Here is a 1,185-nt window from a genome sequence, read left to right as displayed (position 1 = left end):
ATGGCAGCGGTAACTGGAGTTATTCGGCAAGCAATAGCCAGTCAGCCATTCAGGCCCTGGGGGATGGTGACAGCCTGACCGAGACCGTTACCGTCAGGTCTCTGGATGGCACTACCCACGATATCGTCATAACCATTAACGGCACCAACGATGCAGCGGTGATCACCGGCACCGACACCGGCAGTGTCACCGAGGACGCTGGCATCAACCTCTCCACCTCGGGCAGCCTGAGTGTCAGCGATGGGGACAGCGGCGAAGCCAGTTTTACCGCAGAAACCATTACCGGCACCTACGGTTCTCTGACCATTGATAGCAGTGGTAACTGGAGCTATTCGGCCAGTAACAACCATTCAGCTATTCAGGCCTTGGGGGATGGTGACAGCCTGACTGAGACCGTTACCGTCAGGTCTCTGGATGGCACTACCCACGACATCGTCATTACCATTAACGGCACCAACGATGCAGCGGTGATCACTGGCACTGACACTGGCAGCGTCACTGAGGACGCTGGCAACACCCTGATGACCTCGGGCAGCCTGAGTGTCACCGATGGGGACAGCGGCGAAGCCAGTTTTACCGCAGAAACCATTACCGGCACCTACGGTTCTCTGACCATTGATGGCAGCGGTAACTGGAGCTATTCGGCAAGCAATAGCCAGTCAGCCATTCAGGCCTTGGGGGATGGTGACAGCCTGACCGAGACCGTTACCGTCAGGTCTCTGGATGGCACTACCCACGATATCGTTATTACCATTAACGGCACCAACGATGCAGCGGTGATCACCGGCACCGACACCGGCAGTGTTACCGAGGACGCTGGCATCAACCTCTCCACCTCGGGCAGCCTGAGTGTCAGCGATGGGGATAGCGGCGAAGCCAGTTTCACTGCAGAGACCATTACCGGCACCTACGGTTCTCTGACCATTGATGGCAGCGGTAACTGGAGTTATTCGGCAAGCAATAGCCAGTCAGCCATTCAGGCCTTGGGGGATGGTGACAGCCTGACCGAGACCCTGACGGTGAGGTCTCTGGATGGCACTACCCACAATATCGTTATTACCATTAACGGCACCAACGATGCAGCGGTGATCACCGGCACCGACACCGGCAGTGTTACCGAGGACGCTGGCATCAACCTCTCCACCTCGGGCAGCCTGAGTGTCAGCGATGGGGATAGCGGCGAAG

At 57.5% G+C, this 1,185-nt stretch carries 1 protein-coding gene; it reads left to right on the top strand.

Annotation, left to right across the window (positions count from 1 at the left end; genetic code table 11):
- Nucleotides 1-1,185: VCBS domain-containing protein (locus tag KBW69_RS23410; RefSeq protein WP_257282546.1), on the top strand; the 1,185-nt coding region annotated here is incomplete at both ends.

Origin of the sequence: Endozoicomonas sp. ISHI1 (assembly GCF_024606225.1) — a bacterium.
GTDB lineage: Bacteria > Pseudomonadota > Gammaproteobacteria > Pseudomonadales > Endozoicomonadaceae > Endozoicomonas_A.
The sequence above is the reverse complement of the archived record's forward strand: the minus strand, read 5'-3'. Positions and strand labels throughout refer to the sequence as shown.